Consider the following 18016-nt stretch of genomic DNA (forward strand, 5'->3'; position numbering starts at 1 on the left):
GGGGGCGCCGGGGGGGCGGGGGGGGGGGGGGGGGCGGGGGCGGGCCGCGGCCCCCCCGCCCCCCCCCCCCCCCCCGCGGCGTGCCGGCCCGGAGCGGCGCCGGTCGCCGTCCGTCGCGCGGTGGGCAGGAACAGGGCCGCGGCGGCGGCGAGGACGGCGGCCGCGGTCGCGACCAGGGCGGGCAGCGAGGAGGCGTCGGCCGCGCCACCGGCGCCGGCCTCCACCCCGCCCGAGGGGACGACCCCGGGGCCGGCAGCGTCGAGCGTGGTGCGGACGGTCAGCCCGCCGCCGGCCCGGTCGAGCACCAGCACGCTGTACACCGAGCCGGCGTCGACCTGCACCGGGAGGTCCGTGGCCCGGCCGCCCCGCGGCGTCACGGTGACCGCCGTGGCGCCCGCGGGGACGTCGACGTAGCCGGTCGTGTCGGCGAAGCCCAGGCCGGTGGCCAGCGCCGGCCCGCCGGGGACGGCGACGTCGAGGGTCTGCGCGCCGGCCGCCGCGGCGACGACCCGCAGTCGCGCGGTGCCCGGCGGCGGCGGGGTGAGGTCGTCGTCGAGCACCTCGAGGCCAAGATCGGCGAAGGGGCCCATGCCGGCCACGGTGTGCGCGCTGTCCGCGGCGACCTGCACCGTCGTCGACAGCACCGGCGGGCTCTGCGGGTCCGCGCCGGCCGCGCGCATGCTGACCGCGTAGGCGCCGGCCGGGACCGGTCGGTAGTCCGACACCGTGCCGTAGCCGACCGCGGGGAAGACCTGGCCGGCCGCGGGGTCGGCGACCGGGTCGACGTAGACGTCGACGGCGGGGGTGTCGGGGGACAGGTGCGCGAGCCGGAGCAGGCCGCCGTCGTCCGCGGCCGCCGGGCCGGCGGGCAGCCCCGCCACCGCCGCGGTCAGGGCCACCACCGCCAGGACCCGGCTCGTCCTGCTCACTTCCGCCTCCCGGTGCAGGGTCGGACCCGCTGTAGTCAGGGGATGACCCGACGTCTACCTCGCGGGTCCGCGGGCCACACCCGTGGGGTCCGCCGGGCGCGCCGCCAGGCGGTGGTCACCGGGGTCTCCGGCGCGGAGGCGTGGCGGGACGACACGAGCACCCCGGCGTCGGTCACCTCGACGTCGTCCGGGGCGAAGGGCGGCAGCTGTGCGGCGAGCCACGCCCGCAGCCGCTCGGTGGCCTCCGGGTCCGCGGGCACCGGCGCCCCGCCGACGGCGTCGGCGAGCGCCCGGCGGGCCGCGGCGCGCCGGGCAGCAGGTCAGGGACGCCTGGGGACGGCGGGCTGGCCGCCGGTGTCGCCGCTGCGGACGGCCGGCTGCACCGCGGTCTGCGGGCCCTGGGGCTCCGGGGCGCCGTCGGGGGACGGCTGCTCGGCGCGGCTCGACCCGCCGCCGTGCCGGCCCTCCTCCTGGCTCGCGGTGTGCACCGGGCGGATCTGCTGGGTCTCGGCCACCGACGGCCGGCCGGACGCGGACTCCTGCCCGGCCGCCGGCTGCACGGCGGGCAGCGTCTGCGGCGACGACGGCCGCGTGGGCTGCCGGGCGGCGGCGGCCTCTCCGGCCGGGGCCTCGGCGGGCCGGGCGTGCGGGGTCGGGCGCGGCGCCGCCGGCTGCCCGCCGCTCTGCGGGCCGACGGTGCGCTGCACGGCCGTCTGCGGGCCGACGGCGGGCTGCACGAGCGTCTGCGGCTCCCCGGCGGGACGGCCGACGGCCGGCGGCACCGCGGCCCGCGTGCCGTCGGCGTCCCGGCGGGCCGCGGGCTGCTGCTCCTGCGGCGATGACTGCGGGGCCGAGGCCGCCGGCTGGGGAACCGGCTGCGCGGCGGGCTGGGGCGCCGGGGCCGGCGGGCGGGCGGCCTGCTGCGCCGGCGGGCCCGGGCGCTGCTGCTGGGGCCGGTCGGCCAGGTCCGGCAGGGTGGACAGCACCCGTCGGGCCTCGTTGAGCCGGGCAGCGAGCTCGTCGCGCACCCGGCGGACGGCGGCGGCGGAGGCCTCGGCGTCGGCGACGACGCCCGCCGCGTGCGCCTCGGCGGCGGCGACGCGCTCCTGCGCGGCCCGCACCGACTGCTGGTCGCGCTCCTCCTCGATCCGCGCGGCCTCGGCGCGGCGGGCGCGCTGCGCGATCTCGAAGTCCTCCTCGACCTTGGCGCGGCGGGCCTGCGACTCCGCGTCGAGCCGGGCGACCTTCTCCTGCGCCTTGGCCACCAGCTCGTCGGCGCGGATCTGCGCCTTGCTGGCGATCTGCTCGGCGTTCTGGCGGGCCTCGGCGAGCATCCGCTCCACCTCGGCCCGCCCGGCCGCGTGCCGCTCGAGCATCGCGCGCTCCTCGGCGGCGGTCTGCTCCCGCAGCGCCCGGGCCTCCTGCTCGGCGGTCGCGCGGATGTCGGCGGCCTCCTCCTCGGCCAGGCGGAGCATGTGCGAGATGCGCTCGCTCATGTTCTCGAACGTGGCCGGGCCGGAGGACGCGGCCTTCCGGCGCAGCTGGTCGATCTCCCCGTGCATCGCCGAGAGCTGGCCGGCCAGCTCGCTGACCCGGGCGGCCGCGGCGTCCCGGTCGGCGAGCGCGACCCGGATGTCGGCCTCGAGGCGCTCGATGGTCTCGGCCACCTGGTGGCGGTCGTAACCCCGCAGCACCACGTCGAACGAGTGCTGGGCCTCGCGCATCGGCAGCAGGTCGCGGCGGGGATCGGTCATGCGGGTCATCCTCGCAGAGTCGGGGGAGGGTCGTCAGCGTGTCGAGGCGGGTCCGGCCGTTCGGCGTGTGCGCCCCGGGTGGTGCCGGTGGGCCCCGGACGGCGCCCCGTCGGACAACGAGGCGGCTCCCCCAGGGTGCCCGGACGCCTGCCGGCGTCCGGGCACCCCCGTCCGGGGTTCTCTCAGACGCCGCGGAAGCGGTTGATCGCGGGCAGGTGCCTCTCCCGCTTCTCGGCGTCCTTGACGCCGAGGCCCTCCTGCGGGGCGAGGGTCAGCACGCCGACCTTGCCCTGGTGGAGGTTGTGGTGGACGTCGTAGGCCGCCTGGCCGACCTCGTCCATCGCGTAGGTCTTCGACAGGGTCGGGTGGATCAGCCCCTTGTCGATGAGCCGGTTGGCCTCCCACGCCTCCTTGTAGTTGGCGAAGTGCGACCCGACGATCCGCTTGAGGTTCATCCACAGGTAGCGGTTGTCGTAGGAGTGCATGTAGCCGCTGGTGGAGGCGCAGGTGACGATCGTGCCGCCCTTCTTGGCGACGTAGACGCTGGCGCCGAAGGTCTCCCGGCCGGGGTGCTCGAAGACGATGTCGACGTCGTCGCCGCCGGTCAGCTCGCGGATCCGCTTGCCGAACCGCTGCCACTCCCTCGGGTCCTGGGTGTCCTCGTCCTTCCAGAACCGGTAGCCCTCGGCGGACCGGTCGATGACCAGCTCGGCGCCCATCGAGCGGACGATGTCGGCCTTCTCCGGGCTGGAGACCACGCACACGGGGATCGCGCCGCCGTTGAGGGCCATCTGGGTGGCGTAGGAGCCCAGCCCGCCCGAGGCGCCCCAGATCAGGACGACGTCGCCCTGCTTCATCCCCGCGCCGTTGCGGGACACCAGCTGCCGGTAGGCGGTGGAGTTGACCAGCCCGGGGGCGGCCGCCTCCTCCCAGGACAGGTGCGCGGGCTTGGGCATGAGCTGGTTGCTCTTGACCAGCGCCAGCTCGGCGAGGCCGCCGAAGTTGGTCTCGAAGCCCCAGATCCGCTGCTGCGGGTCCATCATCGTGTCGTCGTGGCCGGCCGGGTCCTCCAGCTCCACCGACAGGCAGTGCGCCACGACCTCGTCGCCGGGCTTCCACTTGTTCACGCCCGGGCCCACCCGCAGCACGACGCCGGCCAGGTCGGAGCCGACCACGTGGTAGGGCAGGTCGTGCCGCTTGGTCAGGTCGTTCTGCCGGCCGTAGCGCTCGAGGAACCCGAAGGTGGAGACCGGCTCGAAGATCGAGGTCCAGACGGTGTTGTAGTTCACCGAGGAGGCCATGACGGCCACGATCGCCTCGCCCGGGCCGAGCTCGGGGGTGGCGACCTCCTCCACGTGCAGCGACTTGCGCGGGTCCTTCTCCTTGGTCGGCATCCCCGCGAACATGTCCTGCTCGTCCTTGCGGACGAGGACCGCCCGGTAGGACTCCGGCACCGGCAGACCGCCGATGTCGCTGAGCTGGTCGGCGAGGATGGCGTCCCTGATCTCGTCCACGTGTCTCTCCCGGGTCTTCGTCGGCTCGGAGGGGTGGTAGGGCGGTGCGCGGCAGGTTACCGACCGGTAACCCAGGGGTCGCGCGCAGGTCGGGTGGCTCCGACCGCGGGTGGTCAGTGCTGGGCGCGGGCGGGCTCGACCAGCTCGACCAGGACGCCGCCGGCGTCCTTGGGGTGCACGAAGTTGACGCGGCTGTCCGACGTCCCGCGCTTCGGGGTGTCGTAGAGCAGCCGCAGGCCGCGCTCGCGGAGGGTGGCGCTGACCGCCTCGACGTCGTCGACGCGGAAGGCGAGCTGCTGCAGGCCCGGCCCCGACCGGCCGATGAACCTGGCGATCGTCGACTCCGGGGTCAGCGGGGCGAGCAGCTGGATGCGGGTGTCGCCGGAGCCGACGGCGAGCATCGCCTCGCGGACGCCCTGCTCCTCGTTGGTCTCCTCGTGGACCGAGCGCACGCCGAAGGCCCGTGCGTAGAAGGCGATCGCCTCGTCCAGGTCCGGGACGGCGATGCCCACGTGGTCGATGGTGGTGAACAGCTCGGCGGGCAGGCCCGCGGGAGCAGTCGCGTCGGCGGTCACCGCGTCATCCTGACGCAAGACGTCTGAGACGACTCCCCGGTGTGGCCACCATCACGCCACGGGGCCCGTCGACCACGACGGGCCCCGGCCGGCCGTGCGGAGGGGGTCAGCGCGCGAGGAAGTCCAGCAGCGCCCGGTCGAACTCCTCGGCGTGCGACGCGTTGACGCCGTGCGGGCCGCCCTCGATGACGACCAGCTCGCTGCCGGCGATCGCCTCGTGCGCGCGCGTGCCGCTCACCTCGAACGGGACGATCGCGTCGCTGTCGCCGTGGCTCACCGGCGTGGGGACGGTGACCTTCGCGACGTCGGCCCGGAAGTCGGTGCGGCCGAACGCGGTGATGCAGTCGACCGTGCCCTTCGGCGACGCGAACGCGGCGATCTGCGGCGGGTACTGCCGCTGCGCCTCGCTGACCGCCGGGCTCTCGAGCAGGCGCTGCCCGCCCGGGGTGGAGAAGTCCTTGGTGGAGTCGTCGAGGAACGCCGGCCGGTCGCCGCGGACGCCCTGCGGGAACTGCTCGATGGTGGCGTCGTCGAGCCCGCCGTCGGGGTCGTCCTCGCTCCGGCACAGGTACGGCGGGACGGCGGCGGCCAGCACGGCGCGGCTGACCCGGTCGGTGCCCCACACCCCCCGAGCTGGCCGTCGACCCCGGTTGGAGAACCGATCTATCCTGTCCGGCAGCCCGACCGCCGCGACCCGTCCGCCCGGCGCGGCCCGACCCGCGGTCGCCAGCGTCGGCGACCCGCACTGGAGGCAGCATGTCCCGCTCGGTCATCGTCAGCGGCGCCCGGACCCCCATGGGTCGGCTCCTCGGCTCCCTCAAGGACTTCTCCGCCGCCGACCTCGGTGGCATCGCCATCAAGGCCGCCCTGGAGCGCGCCGGCATCTCGGGCGACCAGGTCGAGTACGTGATCATGGGTCAGGTGCTGCAGGCCGGCGCCGGCCAGAACCCGGCGCGTCCGGCCGCCGTCGCCGCCGGCATCCCCATGACGGTCCCGGCCATCACCGTCAACAAGGTGTGCCTGTCCGGCCTCAGTGCCATCGCGCTGGCCGACCAGCTCATCCGCGCAGGGGAGTTCGACGTCGTCGTGGCCGGCGGCCAGGAGTCGATGACCCAGGCGCCGCACCTGCTGCCCAACTCCCGCACCGGCACCAGGTACGGGAACACCACCCTCGTGGACGCGATGGCCCACGACGGGCTGTCGGACACCTTCGACCAGGTCGCCATGGGCGCCCTCACGGAGCAGGCGAACAGCCGGTACGACCTGACCCGCGAGGAGCAGGACGCCTTCGCCGCGGAGAGCCACCAGAAGGCCGCCCGGGCGGGGAAGAACGGCGTCTTCGACGAGGCGATCACCCCCGTCCTCGTCCCGCAGCGCAAGGGCGACCCGATCGAGTTCCGCGACGACGAGGGCGTCCGCGCCGACACGACCGTCGAGACCCTCGCGCGGCTCAAGCCGGCCTTCGCCAAGGACGGCACCATCACCGCCGGCACCGCCTCGCAGATCTCCGACGGCGCGTGCGCGGTCGTGGTCATGAGCGCGGAGAAGGCCGCGGAGCTGGGCATCACCCCGATCGCCGAGATCGGCGCCCACGGCGTCGTCGCCGGGCCGGACGCCACCCTGCAGAGCCAGCCCTCGCGCGCGGTCCAGCGGGCCTGTGAGCGGGAGGGCATCGACCCCAAGGACCTCGACCTGGTCGAGTTCAACGAGGCCTTCGCCGCGGTCGCCCTCGTCTCGACCCGGGAGCTCGGCATCGACCCGGAGAAGGTCAACCCCAACGGCGGCGCGATCGCCCTCGGCCACCCGATCGGCATGAGTGGCGCCCGCATCGTGCTCGACGTCGCGCTCGAGCTGCGCCGCCGCGGTGGCGGCGTCGGCGCCGCCGCGCTGTGCGGCGGTGGTGGCCAGGGCGACGCGCTGATCCTGCACGTGCCCGCGAAGGCGTGACGGAGTCCCCGCAGGGGACGGCTGTCCGGACGCCCGGCCCCGTCGCCCCCCGCGGGCGGCGGGGCCGGCGCGCTGTCGACGTCCCCGACCTGGTCGCCCGCGCGCGCGACGGCGAGGCCCGCGCGGTGGCCCGGCTGATCTCGCTGGTCGAGGACGCGAGCCCGGTGCTGCGCCAGGTCGCCGCCGCGCTGGCCCCGCACACCGGGCACGCGCAGGTGATCGGCCTGACCGGCTCCCCGGGCGTGGGCAAGTCCACGACGACGACGGCGCTGGTGCGCGCGCTGCGGGCGGCCGGGAGGCGCGTGGGCGTGCTCGCCGTCGACCCGTCGTCGCCGTTCTCCGGCGGGGCGCTGCTCGGCGACCGGGTGCGGATGCAGGACCACGCCGGCGACCCCGGCGTCTACATCCGGTCGATGGCCTCCCGCGGGCACCTCGGCGGGCTGGCCTGGGCGACGCCGCAGGCACTGCGGGTGCTCGACGCGGCCGGCTGCGACGTCGTGCTGGTGGAGACCGTCGGCGTCGGGCAGTCGGAGCTGGAGATCGCCTCGCTGGCCGACACGACGCTGGTGCTCGTGGCGCCGGGCATGGGCGACGGCATCCAGGCGGCGAAGGCCGGGATCCTCGAGGTGGCCGACGTGTTCGTCGTCAACAAGGCCGACCGCGACGGCGCCGACCAGACCGTGCGGGACCTGCGGTACGTGCAGTCCCTCGGCGGGCGGCACGCCGGTCCGGGCGCGTGGAGGCCGCCGATCGTGCGGACCGTGGCCGCGCGTGACGAGGGGATCGACCGCGTCCTCGCCGAGGTCGAGGCGCACCGCCGCTGGCTCGCCGACGCCGGGGAGGGCGTCCGCCGCCGGGCCGAGCGGGCCGCCCGGGAGATCGAGGCGATCGCGCTGGCCGGGCTGCGCGAGCGGATCGGCGAGGTGCGCGGGTCCGCGGCGCTGGCCGCGCTCGCCGACGAGGTGGTGGCGGGGGAGACCGACCCCTACCGCGCGGCCGACCGGCTCCTCGCGCAGCTCTGACCTGCCCCGGGCAGACTGGCCCGGTGAACGGGAAGCCGGACGCCGTCGTCGTCGGGGCCGGGCCGAACGGCCTGGCCGCCGCCCTCCGGCTGGCCGCCGCCGGCCTGCGCGTGCAGGTGGTGGAGGCCGCGGACAGGCCCGGCGGCGGCATGCGGACCGAGGAGCTCATGCGGCCCGGGTACCGGCACGACGTCTGCTCGATCGTGCAGCCGATGGCCGCGGCGGCGCCGTTCTTCCGCGAGTTCGACCTGCCCAGCCGCGGCGTGCGGCTGGTGCAGCCGGAGGTCAACTTCGCGCACCCGCTCGACGGCGGTCGGGCCGCGGTCCAGTACCACTCGCTGGAGGAGACCGCCGACGCGCTCGGGCCCGACGGCGCGGCCTACCGCCGGCTGTTCGAGCCGCTGGTGGAGCACGGGCAGGACGTCGTCGACTTCTTCCTGACCAGCCGGCTGCGGCGGCTGCCGACCCGCAGCGTGCCGCAGATCGTGCACTTCGGGCTCAACGGGCTGCCCAACGTGAGCTGGCTGGCGCACCGGTACTTCCGCACCGAGGAGGCCCGCGCGCTGCTGGGCGGGGCCGCCGCGCACGGCATGCTGGACCTCAGCCAGCCGCTGACGTCCGCGCTCGGGATGCTGCTGACGATGCTCGGCCACCACGTCGGGTGGCCGCTGGTCGAGGGCGGGTCGCAGAACCTCGCCGACGCGATGGTCACCGCGCTGGAGCAGCAGGGCGGCGAGGTGGTCACCGGGCACCTGGTCACGGACCTGCGCGAGTTCGACGGCGTCCCGGCGGTGCTGCTGGACACCTCGCCGGAGGCGTTCGTGTCGATGGCCGGCGACCGCGTGAACGAGGGTTACCGGCGGTGGGTGCGGCGGTACCGGCACGGCGCCGGCGTGTTCAAGATCGACTGGATCCTGTCCGAGCCGGTGCCGTGGACCAACCCCGACGTCCGGCGGGCCGGCACGCTGCACGTCGCCGGGACGCTGGAGGAGACGATCGCCGGCGAGCGGGCCCCGAACCAGGGGCGGGCCGCGGAGCGCCCGTACGTGCTCGCCGTCCAGCCGACCGTGCCCGACCCGACCCGCGCCCCCGAGGGTGGGCACGTCTTCTGGGCCTACGTGCACGTGCCGCACGGCTCCGACGTCGACATGACCGCGGCCATCGAGGACCAGGTCGAGCGGTTCGCGCCGGGCTTCAAGGACACGGTCGTCGACCGGGTCACCAAGAACGCCGTCCAGATGGAGGCGTGGAACCCGGTGTACATCGGCGGGGACATCTCCAACGGCCAGGCCACGCTGCGGCAGATGCTGTTCCGCCCGGTGCCGCGGTGGAACACGTACAAGACGCCGGTCGACGGCGTGTACCTCGCGTCCTCGGCCACCCCGCCCGGGCCCGCGGTGCACGGCGCCTGCGGCGACAACGCCGCGCAGGTGGCGCTGCGCGAGGTGTTCGGCGTCCGCGAGGTGCCCCGCCTGCGCCCCGCCGCCTGAGGCACCCCCCGGCGGTGACAGCGCCGGTCGTCGACCTGCGGCTGTCTCAGCGCCCGCGAGGCGACCACAGGTCGACGACCGGCGTCGTCGTCAGCGCGGCGGCGAGGCGGGCGACGAGCAGGTCCGGCTCCCGCAGGTCATCGGCGGTCACGAACACGACCCGCCACCCGGCCGCGGTGAGCCGGTTGAGCCGGGCCCGGTCCGGTGCCACTTGCTGCGGACGGCCGTGCCACCGGCCCTCGTACTCGACGGCCAGCCGCTGCTCCGGCCACGCGAAGTCCACCCGGGCCACGAACCGTCCGTCGCTGTCGAGCACGGTGTGCTGGGCGACCGGCCGGGGGAGGCGGGCGCCGTGCAGCAGGAGCCGCAGCCGGGTCTCCTGCGGTGAGCCGGCCAGCCCGTCGGCCAGGCCGGCGACGCGCCGCGCGCGCCGGCAGCCGGGTCCGCTCGCGGCTGCCGCGGCCGTCCGGACGGCGGCCAGGTCGGTCACCCGGGACGCGACCAGGGCGTCGACGAGCGCGACCGACTCCTCCAGCGGTCCGGGGCCGCGGCCGACGTCGACCGCGGTGGTCTCCGCGGTCGTCACCGGGACCCCGCGGCGGGTGGTCACCTCGTCCGCCGAGAGGGCCCGCCGGCGGACCCGGACGCCGGGTGCCGTCGACGCCGACGACCCGGGCGGGACGGTGAGCTCGACGTCGGCGTCCGGTCCGGCGGCGTCCACGCCCCAGAGGACGGCGGCGCTCCGGCCGGAGACCACCGCGCCCGGCACGAGCAGCAGGGCCGCCGCGCCGGCGCGCACCTCGTGGGTGACCGCGACCGACGAGCACGCGTAGACGTCGCGGAAGAGGCGCTGCCAGGCGGTGCTGCGCAGCTGCGCCCGGGTCAGGCGACCGGCGGCGACCTGGGACGAGCCGCGGAAGACCCGGCCGTGCAGCCGGGCGGGTCGGACGGGTCGGATGGGCACCGCCGGAGGATGGCGGAGCTGGCCCGTGCCCCGCTGACGCCGTCCACAGGCACGGCGCCCGTTGTCGACATGGTGCCGTCTCGGAGCGGCCGAGACCGCAGCAGGTCGACGTGACGCGTCCGGATGACAGCGTCGGCGTCAGGGGTGGGGGCGCGGCGGGAGGCAGGTAGCGTCGGGCGCATGGTCCGGGCGCTGGGGCTGCCGTTCGACCCGATCGAGCGGGCGGGGGAGACCTGGGAGCAGCGCTTCGGCCCCGCCTCGGCGATGCGCGCGGCGACGTCGGTGTTCCGGGTCCAGCAGATCCTGCTGGCCCGCTTCGACGAGGTGCTGCGCCCGCACGGGCTGACCTTCGCCCGCTACGAGGTCCTCGTGCTGCTGACCTTCAGCCGCACCGGGCAGCTGCCGCTCAAGGTGATCGGCAGCCGGCTGATGGTGCACCCGACGAGCGTCACCAACGCCATCGACCGGCTGGTGGCGGCCGGCTTCGTCGACCGCCGGCCCAACCCCGCCGACGGCCGCGGCGTCCTGGCCGGGATCACCGACCGCGGCCGCGAGGTCGTCGAGGTGGCCACCGGTCAGCTCATGGCGCTCGACTTCGGTCTGAGCGACCTGCCCGAGGCCGAGCAGGAGACGCTGTTCACGCTGCTCCGGCGGGTGCGCCTGGGCGCCGGCGACGTCGCGGAGGTCGATCCGGCCCCGTCCGCCGAGGGCTGACACCACACCGGCCCGCCGGTGGGATCATGGACGGCATGCAGCCCACCCGTCCCGGACGCCCCGACCCGCGCGCGCAGGCCCAGCAGGCACAGCTGGCCGCCTCCCTGGCCGGTGCGGTCGACCTCGCCGCCGTCAAGGCGCGCTCCGAGGCCGCCGCTCGGGCCCAGGCCGCCCCGCCCCCGAGCGCCGCCGCGACGGCGGGTGCCCCCGGCTCGGCCGTCGTGGACGTCACCGAGGCCACCTTCCAGACCGAGGTCCTCGACCGCTCCTTCCAGGTGCCGGTCGTCCTCGACCTGTGGGCCGAGTGGTGCGGGCCGTGCAAGCAGCTGTCCCCGGTCCTCGAGCGGCTGGCCGCCGAGGGCGGCGGCTCGTGGGTGCTGGCCAAGGTCGACGTCGACGCCAACCCCGCGCTGGCGCAGGGCCTGCGGGTGCAGGGCATCCCGGCGGTCAAGGCCGTGTGGCAGGGGCAGCTGGTCGCCGAGTTCACCGGCGCCATCCCCGAGGAGCAGGCCCGCCAGTTCGTCACCGAGCTGGTGCGCGCCACCACCGGCGGCGCGGTGCCCGGCGCGGAGGGCGCCGAGGACGAGGGCCTCGACGACCCGCGCCTGGACGCCGCCGAGGCCGCCCTCGAGCGCGGGGACCTGGAGGCCGCCGAGGCCGCCTACCGGGCCATCGTCGACGCCGAGCCCGACCACCCGGTCGCCGGCCTCGCGCTGCGCCAGGTGCAGCTGTTCCGCCGCGCCGACGCCGCCGGCCCCGACGCGCTCGCGAAGGCCGACGCCGCCCCCGACGACGTCGCCGCCCAGACCCGCGCCGCGGACTTCCTGCTCGGCACCGGCGACGTCGAGGGCGCCTTCACCCGGCTGGTCGACGTCGTCCGCCGCACCGCCGGCGAGGACCGCGACGCGGCCCGCAGGCACCTGGTCGAGCTGTTCGACGTCGTGGGCGCCGAGGACCCCCGGGTCGCCGCGGCGCGGCGCCAGCTGATGGCCGCCCTGTACTAGGAGGCCCACCGCTCGCGGTGGGGCCCTGCGGGGGGCCGGCTCGGCGGACGGGGGCTCAGACCCCGACGTCGCAGGGGCCGGCGCCCTGCAGGAACCCGGCGCGGAACACGTCGACGAGCTGGAAGCCGGTCAGCTCGACGTCGGCCAGCACGTCGGGGTCGTTGCCGTACTCGAGCAGGAACTGCACGCTCTCGTCGATGTCCCCCGGCGAGATCCGCACCGACCGGAGCTGGTTGTTGTAGACCTGCGCGGAGTACCAGCCGGTCAGGCAGACCGCCGACCGCAGCGCGTCGGTGTCGTCGGTGGACAGGTCCAGCTGGTCGCGCGCCGACAGCGCGTAGGGGATGGCCACCCCGGTGACCAGGGCGAAGTCGCCGAGCTCGTAGGCCTGCTCGGCGAAGTCCCCGTCGTAGGCGACCAGGCCGGCGCTGCCCCCGTCGGGGCAGTAGACGAGGGCGACGTCGGACGGGGCGCAGTCCGGCGGGCTCGAGGTGGCCTCCAGCTGCGGCGGGGTGAACTCGGCGTCCAGCACCTCGCTGAACGCGCGGGTCCAGAACTCCGGCAGCGAGTCCTCGATGATCTGCTGCGTGGTCGCGGGGTCCGCGTTGCCCCGGTTGGCGAAGTCGGTGTCACTGGTGAACTCGCCCTGGGTGAAGACTCGGTCGGGGCCGTAGTTGTCGCGGCACGCCTCGGCGCCGTCGTCGAAGCCCTCCTGGAACGCCGAGACGCGGTCGAAGTAGGAGCCGTGCGCCTGCTGCTCGCCGGTGCCGGTGCCCACCGGGTCGCGCAGCAGGAAGTAGCCGCGCAGCAGCTGGTCGAGGTCGGTGGTGTCGACGGAGGAGAACTCGGCGTTGCCGTCGGCCACCCACGCGGTCCACGCGCCGGCCAGGCAGTCGGCCTGGGTCTCGGTGGCGATCGAGGTCCGCGGGTAGCCGACCCGGGCCTGCACCGCGTGGCCGTACTCGTGCGCCATCACCAGCTGCGGCAGGACCTCGCCGTACTGCGCGGCCAGCTCGCCGAGGAAGGCGCGGTCGTAGCTGATCGAGTCGGAGTTGGGCACGCCCTGCGAGGAGCAGTAGAAGGCGTTGTTCTCCAGCTCGCGCGGGTCGGTGCCGCAGCCGATGCCCTCGGGGTAGGCCGCCGGGTCGACGTCGTCCGGGTCGACGCTGAAGTAGCCGCCGGTCAGCGGCTGGAACTGCTGACCGAAGACGGCCGGGAAGGTGTCCGACCAGAACGTCTGCAGGTCGGCGAGGGCGTTGCGGGCGAGGGTGTCGATCGGCCCGTCGGAGGCGCCGACGACGCGCAGGGCGTCGTCGCCCACCGACTGCGACGGCGCACCCTGCGAGCGCGCCTGCCCGATGACGACGTACGAGCACCCCGACGTCAGGAGGACGCCGAGCGCCACGACGACGGCGAGTGCGCCCCGGGAGCGCGTGCGGAGGTCCATCGCGGGAGCCTCTACCCGCCACGGGCCTGCGTGAACGCGGACGGCGCCCGCCTCCCCGGGGGACGGGCGCCGTCACGGGTGGTGCGCTGTCAGAGACCGATCTCGCAGCCGGCGCCGCCGTTGAGGAACCCGTCGCGGAAGGCGTCGACCATCTCGAAGCCGGACAGGTCGGTGTTCGGGAAGACGCTCTCCTGCTGGCCGTAGGTGAGCAGGAAGATCGCCGCCTCGTCGACGTCGCCGGGGGAGAGGGAGATCTCCTGCGCCTGGAAGTCGCCGGTCCAGAACCGCCCGGCGTACCAGCCGGTCAGGCACACCGCGGAGCTGACGGCCGTGGCGTCGTCGATGGACAGGCCGAGCTGCGCCCGCGCCGCCTGGGCGTAGGCCAGGGAGACGGCGGTGGCCACGGCGAAGTCGCCGATCCCCTCGTAGGCCGGGCCGAGCAGGTCGGCCTCGTCGACGTAGACGGTGCCGTCGGCCTCGCAGAAGCCGAGGTCGCGGTCCTCGGCGCCCATGTCGCCGCAGTCGGGCGCGGTGCCGTCGAACGACTCGACGGTCGGGGCGCTGAACTGCTCACCCAGGCCCGGGAAGACCGACTCGTAGAAGGCGGGGAGGGTGGTGCCGATGATCTGGCCGATCTCGTCGTACGCCGCGTTGCCCTCGTTGTCGAGGTCGTCCTCGGTGAGGAACTCGGTGGCGACGAACAGCCGCTGCTCGGTGAAGTCGTCCCGGCAGGTGCCGACGCCGCCCTCGTAGCCGGCGTAGAAGCCCGACAGCCGGTCGAAGCCCGAGCCGTGCGCCCGGTCGTCGTCGGGGGAGAACCCGACCGGGTCGCGCAGCCCGATGAAGCCGAGCACCACCTGGTCGAGCTCGGAGACGCGCAGCGCGATGTGCTCGGCGTTGCCGTCGATCACCCACCGGGTGAAGGCGCCGGCCAGGCAGTCGGCCTGCGTCTCGACGACGATCGTCGAGTTGGCGAAACCGAACCGGCCCTGCATGGCGTGGCCGATCTCGTGCGCCATCACCGCGGGGCCGAGGTAGGGCCCGAACTCGGCGCTGAGCTGGTCGAGCAGCGCGCGGTCGTAGGCGACGGCGTCGCAGTTGGGGTCGTAGTGGGCGTTGTTCGCCACGCCGTCGGGGTCCTCGGGCGCCCGCTCGCAGCCGATGCCGGTGCTGGGGTAGGCGGACTCGTCGATGTCCGTGGAGTCGACCGAGAAGTAGCCGCCGGTGATCGGCTGGTACTCCTCGCCGAAGAACTCGGGGTAGGCCTCGCTCCAGAAGGTGTCGAGGTCGGCCAGGGCGTTGCGGGCCAGCCGGTCGGCCTCGGTGTCCGCGGAACCGGTGATGGGGAACTCGCCGTCGGACACGTCGACCGGGACGCCCGGCCCGCGGGAGGCGGCGCCGACGACGGTGCTCGAGCAACCGGTGAGCAGCACGCTGCCCGCCGCTGCCGCGACGATCGCGCGGCGCAGACCATGCCTCATGGAGCTGGGGTTCCTTCTCTGCCGGGGTGCGGGCCCCCGAGGGAGCCGGGGCCGGCCCGCGCCACCGGGGCGCGGAGCCGGGCCATGATGCACGGGCGGGCAGCGGCTGGGAACGGGTCCGCGCGCGACGACGGCCGGGCCGCTCCACGGGTGGAGCGGCCCGGCCGTCGCAGGTCGGAGCCGGGGGAGCGGCCGGGATCAGCCCTCGTGCAGCAGCCAGAGGGTGCCCAGCGGCGGCGCGGAGACGGTGGCCGAGAACGGCTGGCCGTGCCAGGGCTCCTCGACCGCGTCGACCCCGCCGTAGTTGCCGACCCCGGAGCCGCCGTAGCCCTCGGCGTCGGTGTTGAGGACCTCGCGCCAGCGCCCGCCGCGCGGCAGGCCGATCCGGTAGCCGTGGTGCGGGGCGCCGGAGAAGTTGCAGACGACGGCGAGCACCTGGCCCGGCGTCTGCCCGCCGCCCTCGACCACCGCGGCGTCGGTGCCGCTCTCGGCCGCCTCGGTCGGCGTCGGGACGTCGGCGACCTTCGGCCGGCCGTAGCGCAGGAAGGTGATGACGTTGCCCGACGCGTCGTTGGCGTCGATCCACTGGAAGCCGGCCGGGTCGACGTCGAGCGACCACAGCGCCTCGGTCTCCCGGTACCGGGCGTTGAGGTCGGTGACCAGCTGCAGGACGCCGCGGTGCGCGGGGTCGTCCAGGTGCCACCAGTCCAGCGAGCGGCTCTCGGCCCACTCGCCGTCCTGGGCGAACTCCGAGCCCATGAACAGCAGCTGCTTGCCGGGGTGGGCCCACATGTACGCGAGGTAGCCGCGCACGCCGGCCAGCTGCTGCCACCGGTCGCCCGGCATCTTCCGCAGCAGCGAGCCCTTGCCGTACACGACCTCGTCGTGGCTGATCGGCAGCACGTAGTTCTCGGAGTAGGCGTACATCATCGAGAACGTCAGCTGGTTGTGGTGGTAGCTGCGGTGCACCGGCTGGCGCTGGACGTAGGCCAGCGAGTCGTGCATCCAGCCCATGTTCCACTTGAAGCCGAAGCCCAGGCCGCCGAGGTAGGTGGGCCGGGTGACCCCGGGCCAGGCGGTCGACTCCTCGGCGATGGTCACCACGCCCGGCACCTCGCGGTAGAGGGTGGCGTTGACCTCCTGCAGGAACGACACCGCCTCGAGGTTCTCCCGCCCGCCGTACGCGTTGGGGATCCACTCGCCGTCCTTGCGCGAGTAGTCCAGGTAGAGCATCGAGGCGACGGCGTCGACCCGCAGCCCGTCGACGTGGAACTCCTGGGCCCAGAACAGCGCGTTGGCGACCAGGAAGTTGCGCACCTCGGTGCGGCCGAAGTTGAAGACGAACGTGCCCCAGTCCGGCTGCTCGCCGCGGCGCGGGTCGTCGTGCTCGTAGAGCGCGGTGCCGTCGAACCGGCCCAGCGCCCATGCGTCCTTGGGGAAGTGCGCCGGCACCCAGTCGACGATGACGCCGAGGCCGGCCTGGTGCGCCCGGTCGACGAGGTACCGGAAGTCGTCGGGGCTGCCGAACCGCGACGTCGGGGCGTAGTAGCTGGTGACCTGGTAGCCCCACGAGCCGCCGAACGGGTGCTCGGCGACCGGCAGGAACTCCAGGTGGGTGAACCCGGCGGCGACGGCGTAGTCGACGAGCTCCTCGGCCAGCTGGCGGTAGGACAGGCCCTGCCGCCAGGAGCCCAGGTGCACCTCGTAGACGCTCATCGGCCGCTCGTGCCAGTTGCCGCGCTCGCGCTCGGCCAGCCACGCGTCGTCGTTCCACTCGTGGGAGGACTCGACGACGACGGAGGCGTTGGCCGGCGGCACCTCGGTGGCGAACGCCATCGGGTCGGACTTCTCCCGCCAGACGCCGTCGGCGCCCAGGACGTGGAAGCGGTAGCGGGTGCCGGCCTGGACCCCGGGGATGTAGATCTCCCAGACGCCGATGCCGCCGAGCTGGCGCATCGGGTAGGCCCGGGCCTCCCAGTAGTCGAAGTCGCCGGTGACCTTCACGCCCTGCGCGTTGGGCGCCCAGACGGCGAAGGAGACGCCCTCGACGGTGCCGCGCGGGGTCTCGTAGCGCCGCACGTGCGCGCCGAGCGCCTCCCACAGCCGCTCGTGCCGGCCCTCGCCGATCAGGTACTGGTCGAGGTCGCCGAGCGTGGGCATCCAGCGGTAGGGGTCGTCGACGGTGAAGGTGTCCCCGCCGTAGGTCACCTCGAGCCGGTAGTCCCCGGGCTGCTGCGGCAGCGCGGCCTCGTAGATCCCGCCGCCGTGGATCCGCCGGGCCTCGTAGCGGGAGTCGTCCTGGTCGACGACGACCACCGCGGACGCGTCGGGCCGCAGCGTGCGCACCACCCAGCCCTCGGCGGCGGCGTGCGCGCCGAGCACCCGGTGCGGGTCGCGGGACCAGCCGTCGACGATCGCCCGCAGGTCCTCCTCGGTGACCTCCTCGGGGGCGTCGTGCTCGCCCCCGCCGCCGGCGCCGCTGGTGAGGCCGCCACCGTCGCCGGCTGCGGGCGCGGGCGCGGCCGTCCCCGCGTCGGCGGTGCCGACAGCAGCCGACTCCTCCTCGGGCGCCTGCGGCGTCGAGGGCTCGGCCGGGTCGGGCGAGGGCGGCTCCGGCTGCCCGGCGGGCGCGCCCGTGGGGGAGCCGGGCTCGGCGATCGGCGCGGGCGCGACCACCGGCGCCGCGGTGCCGCCCTGCTCGGCGACCACCTCGGCGGTGGGCTCGGTGATGCTCTCCGCGGCCGTCTTGCGCGGCGCCCGCTTGCGGGTGGCCTTGACCGGCGCCTCGCCGTCGGCGGCCGGCGCGGCCTTCTTCGCGGTCCGCTTCGTGACCTTCTTCGCCGCGGCGGGCTCGGCGGCGCCGTCGCCGCCGGCCACCGCGGCGGTGGCCGCGTCCGCAGCCGGGGCCTTCTCCGCGGCGGCCTTCTTGGCCGGGGCCTTCTTCGCGGCGGCCTTCTTCGCCGGCGCCCGCTTGCGCGCCGGGGTCGGGTTCACGACCGGCTCGGCCTCGGCGGTCTCGGCCTGCGCGGTCATCTCCTCGACCGCCCGCTGCAGCTGCTCCTTGGTGGCCGGCGAGTCAGCGGTCTCGGCGGCCGTCCCGCTCGCGGGTGTCGGGTCGCTCGTCGTCATCGTCGCGTTGCCGTCCTCTTCGTCGTCTGCTGCGTCGTCGTCTGCT

General features: G+C 75.4%; 15 protein-coding genes. 5 read left to right on the top strand and 10 right to left on the bottom strand.

Features of this window, described 5'->3' with window-relative positions:
• The 6 genes from ACI8AK_RS15880 to ACI8AK_RS15905 form a co-directional block, all read right to left on the bottom strand.
• Window positions 1-929, bottom strand: a 929-nt coding sequence (locus ACI8AK_RS15880; protein WP_456957044.1) for a DUF4397 domain-containing protein, incomplete at its 3' end; no start/stop codon positions are given.
• A 35-nt stretch (window positions 930-964) separates the two neighbouring features.
• The gene (locus ACI8AK_RS15885) at window positions 965-1189 is read right to left on the bottom strand and encodes a hypothetical protein (protein ID WP_456957045.1); all 225 of its coding nucleotides are present in this window, start codon (window positions 1187-1189) and stop codon (window positions 965-967) included.
• 60 nt (window positions 1190-1249) lie between these two features.
• Window positions 1250-2683 (bottom strand): hypothetical protein, encoded by a 1434-nt coding sequence (locus tag ACI8AK_RS15890; protein WP_456957047.1) that lies wholly within the window; start codon window positions 2681-2683, stop codon window positions 1250-1252.
• 182 nt (window positions 2684-2865) lie between these two features.
• Entirely contained in the window at window positions 2866-4197 is a 1332-nt protein-coding gene (gene ccrA, locus ACI8AK_RS15895; RefSeq protein WP_456902572.1) for a crotonyl-CoA carboxylase/reductase, read from the bottom strand.
• A 113-nt stretch (window positions 4198-4310) separates the two neighbouring features.
• Entirely contained in the window at window positions 4311-4772 is a 462-nt protein-coding gene (gene mce / locus ACI8AK_RS15900; RefSeq protein ID WP_387992521.1) for a methylmalonyl-CoA epimerase, read from the bottom strand.
• A 106-nt stretch (window positions 4773-4878) separates the two neighbouring features.
• Entirely contained in the window at window positions 4879-5397 is a 519-nt protein-coding gene (locus ACI8AK_RS15905; RefSeq protein ID WP_456902573.1) for an alpha/beta fold hydrolase, read from the bottom strand.
• 131 nt (window positions 5398-5528) lie between these two features.
• Between ACI8AK_RS15905 and ACI8AK_RS15910 the strand changes: the two genes are divergently transcribed.
• Genes ACI8AK_RS15910 through ACI8AK_RS15920 form a run of 3 tightly spaced genes read left to right on the top strand, consistent with a single transcriptional unit; the run spans window position 5529 to window position 9231 of the window.
• Window positions 5529-6719, top strand: a complete 1191-nt coding sequence (locus tag ACI8AK_RS15910; protein ID WP_456902574.1) for an acetyl-CoA C-acetyltransferase — start codon at window positions 5529-5531, stop codon at window positions 6717-6719.
• Entirely contained in the window at window positions 6716-7741 is a 1026-nt protein-coding gene (meaB, locus tag ACI8AK_RS15915) for a methylmalonyl Co-A mutase-associated GTPase MeaB (RefSeq protein WP_387992531.1), read from the top strand. Before ACI8AK_RS15910 ends, meaB begins: the two co-directional genes overlap by 4 nt.
• Before the next feature lie 23 nt (window positions 7742-7764).
• Window positions 7765-9231 (top strand): phytoene desaturase family protein, encoded by a 1467-nt coding sequence (locus ACI8AK_RS15920; protein WP_456957049.1) that lies wholly within the window; start codon window positions 7765-7767, stop codon window positions 9229-9231.
• Between the two features lie 46 nt (window positions 9232-9277).
• Here ACI8AK_RS15920 and ACI8AK_RS15925 read toward each other — a convergent pair whose 3' ends face one another.
• Window positions 9278-10195, bottom strand: coding sequence for a hypothetical protein (locus ACI8AK_RS15925; protein ID WP_456957051.1), 918 nt, complete (start codon window positions 10193-10195; stop codon window positions 9278-9280).
• 180 nt (window positions 10196-10375) lie between these two features.
• Here ACI8AK_RS15925 and ACI8AK_RS15930 point away from each other — a divergent pair, with 180 nt between their 5' ends.
• Window positions 10376-10909 carry a MarR family winged helix-turn-helix transcriptional regulator gene (locus ACI8AK_RS15930; protein ID WP_456957053.1) on the top strand — a complete coding sequence of 178 codons (534 nt, stop codon included), beginning with the start codon at window positions 10376-10378 and terminating at the stop codon, window positions 10907-10909.
• A gap of 35 nt (window positions 10910-10944) precedes the next feature.
• A complete protein-coding gene (locus ACI8AK_RS15935; protein ID WP_387992541.1) occupies window positions 10945-11913 on the top strand; it encodes a tetratricopeptide repeat protein in 969 nt (322 codons plus the stop codon).
• Window positions 11914-11968: 55 nt separating this feature from the next.
• On the opposite strand, the gene ACI8AK_RS15940 is transcribed toward ACI8AK_RS15935, so the two are convergent.
• The 3 genes from ACI8AK_RS15940 to glgB form a co-directional block, all read right to left on the bottom strand.
• A complete protein-coding gene (locus ACI8AK_RS15940; protein ID WP_456957055.1) occupies window positions 11969-13360 on the bottom strand; it encodes a neutral zinc metallopeptidase in 1392 nt (463 codons plus the stop codon).
• Between the two features lie 89 nt (window positions 13361-13449).
• The gene (locus ACI8AK_RS15945) at window positions 13450-14841 is read right to left on the bottom strand and encodes a neutral zinc metallopeptidase (RefSeq protein WP_456957057.1); all 1392 of its coding nucleotides are present in this window, start codon (window positions 14839-14841) and stop codon (window positions 13450-13452) included.
• 198 nt (window positions 14842-15039) lie between these two features.
• A complete protein-coding gene (gene glgB / locus ACI8AK_RS15950; RefSeq protein WP_456957059.1) occupies window positions 15040-17970 on the bottom strand; it encodes a 1,4-alpha-glucan branching protein GlgB in 2931 nt (976 codons plus the stop codon).
• Window positions 17971-18016: the final 46 nt, after the last annotated feature.

The sequence above is a fragment of the Geodermatophilus sp. SYSU D00867 genome (genome assembly GCF_054050315.1).

Excerpts from the sequence above, each read along its gene's own strand:
- ACI8AK_RS15890 (WP_456957047.1), bottom strand. The coding sequence starts at position 2,683 with ATGACCGATCCCCGCCGCGACCTGCTGCCGATGCGCGAGGCCCAGCAC.
- ACI8AK_RS15910 (WP_456902574.1), top strand. The coding sequence starts at position 5,529 with ATGTCCCGCTCGGTCATCGTCAGCGGCGCCCGGACCCCCATGGGTCGG.
- ACI8AK_RS15930 (WP_456957053.1), top strand. The coding sequence starts at position 10,376 with ATGGTCCGGGCGCTGGGGCTGCCGTTCGACCCGATCGAGCGGGCGGGG.
- ACI8AK_RS15935 (WP_387992541.1), top strand. The coding sequence starts at position 10,945 with ATGCAGCCCACCCGTCCCGGACGCCCCGACCCGCGCGCGCAGGCCCAG.
- ACI8AK_RS15940 (WP_456957055.1), bottom strand. The coding sequence starts at position 13,360 with ATGGACCTCCGCACGCGCTCCCGGGGCGCACTCGCCGTCGTCGTGGCG.
- ACI8AK_RS15945 (WP_456957057.1), bottom strand. The coding sequence starts at position 14,841 with ATGAGGCATGGTCTGCGCCGCGCGATCGTCGCGGCAGCGGCGGGCAGC.
- glgB (WP_456957059.1), bottom strand. The coding sequence starts at position 17,970 with ATGACGACGAGCGACCCGACACCCGCGAGCGGGACGGCCGCCGAGACC.